Raw genomic sequence first — 5,411 nt, 5'->3', positions numbered from 1 at the left:
CCGTCACGGTGCCGTCCCAGGCGTAGGCGAAGAACGCCGTGGGGGTGGCGCTGCGGTTGACCTGGTCGACCGACAGGGCGATGTCGCGGTCCGGGTGGACCGGGCGGCCGGTGCGCTCGTCGACCACGGTCATCTCCAGCTTGGTGACGTGGTGGTCGAAGTGGGCGATCACGTACGGCACGTCCGGCAGACCGTCCACCCAGCCCAGGGTGTAGGAGTCTCCCTCGGGCCGGTTCTCGTATCCGCCGCCGCTGCCGGCGCAGTCCAGACCGAAGAACGCCTCGCACTCCGTGATCTTGGTCAGCCACGGCAGGTCGTGAGTGTTCCCATCGCCGTCGGTGATCGGGGTCATGGCGTCGATCGCCTGGTAGTCGCCGTTGTAGGCGGCGTACGGTACACGGTGCGTGTCGCCCTCGTCGTCGGCCTCGGTGACCTTGACGTAGCCGCCGTAGATCATCTGATCGAGGTCGTCGGCGGGCGGGGTGATGGTCACGTCGACGGAGACCGAACCGCCGGCCGGTACCGTCACCTCGTTCTCGCTGAACCCGGCCTCGGCGTAGGCGTCGTTGAACTCCGGCGCGAACGTGTCGCCGTGGGTGCCCAACGCGGGCTCGTGCTCGATCGTGTAGGTGGCCTCGGCGTCACCGTGGTTGGTGATGGTGACGGTCTCGGTCACGGGCCCCTCGGTGGCGCCCAGGCCGAGTTTGCCGGGGGCCAGCGCGGTGGTCGACCCCACGGCTCCGGGCAGGTCGAGCATGCCGGCGCCCTGACGGTGGACGTTGTCGAGCACGCCCATGTCCGGGTCGCCCCACCACGTGGTCGGGTCCGCGGAGTTCTGCAGCACGTCGCGTACGTCGTGGGCGTCCAGGTCGGGCCGGGACTCCAGGACCAACGCGACGCCGCCCGCGACGTGCGGGGACGACATCGAGGTGCCGCTGACGGTGGCGTAGCCGCCCTTGTCCATGGGGTAGGTGGAGTTGATCAGACCGCCCGGCGCGCCGATGTCCGGCTTCAGGGACAGGTCGGCGCCCAGACCGTAGGAGCTGAAGCTGCTGATCAGCCCACCGGTCGGGTTCGGGATGGTGGTCTCCTCGCCGGTCCAGGTGAGGGTGACGCTCTCGCCGGACTCCAGGAGCTCCAGGATGTGCGCGCCGGCCTCGTCGGAGACGCCGACGGAGAAGGCTCCGCGGTCGACGATGCCGCCGCCCGCGAACATGCCGGGCAGGTTGTTGTAGACCACGACACCGGTGGCGCCCGCGTCGACGGCGGCGTCGTACTTCTCGGTGAAGGTGCACTCGCCACGGATCATCAGCGCGGTCTTGCCCTCGGGATCGCCTTCGAGTTCGTCGCCCGCGGCCAGACAGCCACGGCCGATGTCCACGATCTCGTCGGTCTCCCCGGAGGTCGGTGGAAGCGGGGCCTCGTCCATCTCCATGTAGGCGACGGTCTCGCCGCTCTGGGTGACCTCGGCGGCGGCCGCGCGGATGTGCGTGTTGTCGTAGGCGGCCACACCGATGACGTTCTCGCCAAGACCGGGCGCGCCCGCGGAGTACAGGCCGGTGTCGCCCTCGTTGCCGATGGAGGCGACCACGACCATGCCCTCGTCGACCAGCCGGTCGGAGGCGACGGCGGTCGGGTACTGCGGCCAGGAGTGAGCGGAGCCGATGCTCATGTTGAGCACGTCCATGTCGTCGGCCAGGGCCTGCTCCATGGCGGCGATCATGATGTCGGACGTGGTGGAGCCGGTGCAGCCGAACACCTTGTAGGCGCCGAACTCCACATCGGGGGCCACACCGGTGACCTGGCCCTGGGCGCCGACGATGCCGGCGACGTGGGTGCCGTGCCCGTTGCAGTCCTGCGGGTCGTCGTCGGGGACCGGTTCGGCGTTGTCGGGGTCGCCGGCGTCGAAGTCGTCGCCGACGAAGTCGTGACCGGTCACCACGCGCTCGGACGGGAACCCGCCGGGACCGCCCAGATCGGGGTGGGTGTAGTCGACACCGGTGTCCATGATGGCCACGCGCAGACCCTCACCGGTCAGACCGAGCTCGCTCTGCGCGATGTCGGCGCCGGTCATTCCCAGAGCGGTGTCCATCTCGGGCTCGCCGTCGGCGATCTCGGGGATCTCGTGCCGCATGACCGGATGGACGGCGGCCACGCCGGGGATCTCCCGGGCCGTTCCGACCTGGTCGTCCTCCATCATCACGGAGACGCCGTTCCACAATTTTGTGAAGGAGTGGCGTTCGGTGTATTCGAGGCCGTGTTCCTCCGCCTCGGCGTGGAATTCGACGTGTTCGTCGTCGACGCGGCCTGCGGCGGCGCCCTCGGTGGTGGTCGGGCCCTCGAGCTCGATGAACCACAGGTCCTGGACCTGGTGGGTGAGCTCGCCGTCGCCCGCGGTGGGAGCGGGGTGCAGGGGCGCGAGTCCCTGTTCCTCGTCCGCGCTCGCGGGTGTGGCCGCCACCAGGCCGGCGATGAGTGTCAACCCGGCCAGTGGGGCCAGGAGTGATCGGTGGGGTGCCACCTTGTCAACACATCCCTTCTCGTGCGCGCCTCAGGACAGCGGGGGAATCGACGACCCACCGGGTATGGAGCGCACACACGGGGGATACGCCGGAAGGTGTCCGTATTAGGAGGATTCGGCGCGCATGGCAACGAGATCATTGCCGTGTGCGATGTGGGGTGTCAATGTTCATTCAGACTCAATATGGCCACATGGTGTGACGAAGTGCCGTGAGTTCCCTTCGGGGAGACAGTGGTTTATAAAACGGACGCAAGGCGCATATCGTCGTAATATTCATGAAAACGGTTGGGCTGAATTGCGGGCCCGAAAGGTGACCGTTTCACGAAAACGACCGTCCGCAACAAAGGACACGCAGGTCGGAACGGGTGCGCACGCCCGAGTCGGGTCCGAAGTACCGCGCAGTAGAGTTGGACGCGCCGTGCCGTCCCACCCGGGTCGGTACGAGCCGGTGTCGATCGAGCGAAGTCCGGCAGGCGGCCACATCCGGCCGCCGGATCCGGCGCTGTCCCGCAACTGTGAAGCCTCGCCGAGCGCGGGGACGAGCCAGGTCGCCTCGCCGACACCGACGTCCCCTGTCCTCGTGGGAAGGACCGGCCGTCCCGACCTGGGCCGCTCCTCCCCGCACGCACTCGAAGGAGCACCGTGCGGATCGCCCGCCAGCTTCCCATCGCCCTCTTGGGCGCCACGCTCGCCCTCACGGCCTGCGGTACGGACGACCCCGAACCGGAGAACACGGAGGAGTCCACCGAGACCGCGTCGGCGGAGTGCGGTGTCCCCGAACCCGCCGAGCGTAACGAGATCGGTGACGGCACCTTCCCGGTCACCGTCGACGACTCCGTCGGTGAGGTCACCCTGGAGGAGGCGCCCGAACGCATCGTCTCGCTCTCGCCCAGTACCACCGAGTCGCTCTTCGCCATCGACGCCGGAGACCAGGTCGAGGCGGTCGACGAGTACTCCTACCACCCCGAAGAGGCCCCCACCACGGACCTCAGCGGCTACACCCCCAGTGTCGAGGCCATCAGCGAGTACGACCCCGACCTGGTCATCCTCTCCGACAGCGCCATCGACAGCGTCGAGCAGCTCCAGGCCGTGGACATCCCCACACTCGTGTTGGGCGACGCCGCCGACCTGGAGGACGTCTACGCCCAGATCCGCCTGCTCGGCGAGGTCACCGGTAAGACGGAAGAGGCCGACGCCGAAGCGGACCGGGTCGAGTCCGAGTTCAACGCCGTCGTCGAGGAGGCCTGTGGCTCCCTGGGCGAGACCGAGCTCACCTTCTACCACGAGCTCGACGACACCCTGTTCTCCGTCACCTCCGCCACCTTCATCGGCCAGGTCTACGACGCGTTCGGTCTGGTGAACATCGCCGACCAGGCGGACGACTCCGAGAGCGGCGGCTACCCGCAGCTGTCCACCGAGTTCGTGGTGGAGGAGAACCCGGATCTGATCTTCCTGTCCTACGGCGACGAGTCCGCCGTCGAGGACGTGGCCGAACGCCCGGCCTTCGACACCGTCACCGCCGTCGAGAACGACGCGGTGCACCTGCTCGACGAGGACACCTCCTCCCGCTGGGGCCCGCGCGTGGTCGACTTCGCCGAGGCCGTCGGTGAGGCCGTCCAGCAGAGCGCCGGTCAGTAGACGAGAGGCGGAAGCAGAGCGGTGAAGGGCTTCGGGATCCCGTTCGGGTGGTTGCTGGGCGGTGTGGTCGCGCTGTGCGCGGCCGCGGTGTTCGGCATCTCGGCCGGAGCGGCCTCCCTGACCGCCGCCGACATCCTCCGCCACTTCGTCGGCCTCCTGCCGTTCGGCTGGGTGGAGTCGCCCCTGACCGAACGGCAGGAGGCGCTGCTCATGGAGCTGCGCCTGCCCCGCGTGGTGATGGGCGCGATCGTCGGCGCCCTCCTGGCCACCGCGGGCGGCGCCTACCAGGGGGTTTTCCGGAACCCGCTGGCCGACCCCTTCCTGCTCGGCGCCGCCGCCGGTGCCGGGCTGGGGGCCACCATGGTCATGGTGTTCGGCGGCGACCTCATCGCCGACCCCCGGGCGCTGGTCCCCGTGGCGGCCTTCGTCGGCGCGCTCTTGGGGGTGGCCGCCGCGTACGCGCTCGGATCCACCGCCGGGGGAGGGGGAACCGCCGCGCTGGTGCTCGCCGGAGTGGCCGTCTCCTCCTTCCTGTCCGCGGCGCAGACCCTCGTCCAACAGATGGGTATCGACCAGCTCCAACGCATCTACGCGTGGCTGCTCGGCGGTCTCGGTCGGGGCGGCTGGGAGGACGTTCGGCTCATCGCCCCCTACGCCGCGGTGGGGCTGGCCGTGCTGCTGCTGTCCGGATACCTGCTGGACATGCTGGCGCTGGGCGACGACAAGGCCGTCAGTCTCGGTCTCAACCCGGCCGCGGTGCGACTGGTCGTCATCGCCGCCGCGTCCCTGGCCACCGCGGCCGCCGTGTCGGTGAGCGGACTCATCGGGTTCGTCGGCATCGTGGTGCCGCACATCGTGCGCCGCCTGGTCGGCTCCAACTACCGGGCGATCCTGCCGGTCACCGTGTTGGCCGGCGGCGCCTTCCTCGTCACCGTCGACATCGTGGCGCGCACGATCGTCGCCCCCGCGGAACTGCCCATCGGTGTGGTCACCGCCTTTCTCGGAGCACCGTTCTTCGTGCTCATCCTGCGCACCACACGCCATCGCGGCACCTGAACCCCGTCTCCGGCCGTGCCCGGCGGGCCGGACGTGATGCGAACGCGTCGAACACTCTGGAAGACTGGTTCACGCTATGGACATCACCTTGCTCGTAAGCATCATCGTCGTCGTCGCCCTCCTGGTGGTCGGCGGGTTCTTCCTGGTCAGGACCCGAAGCTCGGTCGCGCCGGGCAAGGAGGAGACCAAGCCGGAG

3 protein-coding genes and 1 pseudogene are annotated in these 5,411 nt (G+C 69.2%); 3 read left to right on the top strand and 1 reads right to left on the bottom strand.

Going from position 1 to position 5,411, the window contains the following annotated elements; translation table 11 throughout:
• A partial coding sequence (locus tag K8V84_RS16180) for a S8 family serine peptidase (RefSeq protein ID WP_304075780.1) occupies positions 1 to 2,521 on the bottom strand: 2,521 nt, incomplete at its 3' end.
• Between the two features lie 642 nt (positions 2,522 to 3,163).
• Here K8V84_RS16180 and K8V84_RS16175 point away from each other — a divergent pair.
• The 3 genes and pseudogenes from K8V84_RS16175 to K8V84_RS16165 all read left to right on the top strand — a co-directional run.
• A complete protein-coding gene (locus tag K8V84_RS16175; protein ID WP_304075778.1) occupies positions 3,164 to 4,159 on the top strand; it encodes an ABC transporter substrate-binding protein in 996 nt (331 codons plus the stop codon).
• 21 nt (positions 4,160 to 4,180) lie between these two features.
• Positions 4,181 to 5,215, top strand: coding sequence for an iron ABC transporter permease (locus tag K8V84_RS16170; RefSeq protein ID WP_304075777.1), 1,035 nt, complete (start codon positions 4,181 to 4,183; stop codon positions 5,213 to 5,215).
• Positions 5,216 to 5,291: 76 nt separating this feature from the next.
• Positions 5,292 to 5,411: pseudogene (locus tag K8V84_RS16165) on the top strand (signal recognition particle-docking protein FtsY); the annotation flags it as partial.

Origin of the sequence: Nocardiopsis listeri, from assembly GCF_020741345.1 — a bacterium.
Classification (GTDB): domain Bacteria; phylum Actinomycetota; class Actinomycetes; order Streptosporangiales; family Streptosporangiaceae; genus Nocardiopsis; species Nocardiopsis listeri_A.
This window is presented reverse-complemented; position numbering and strand designations above follow the sequence as displayed.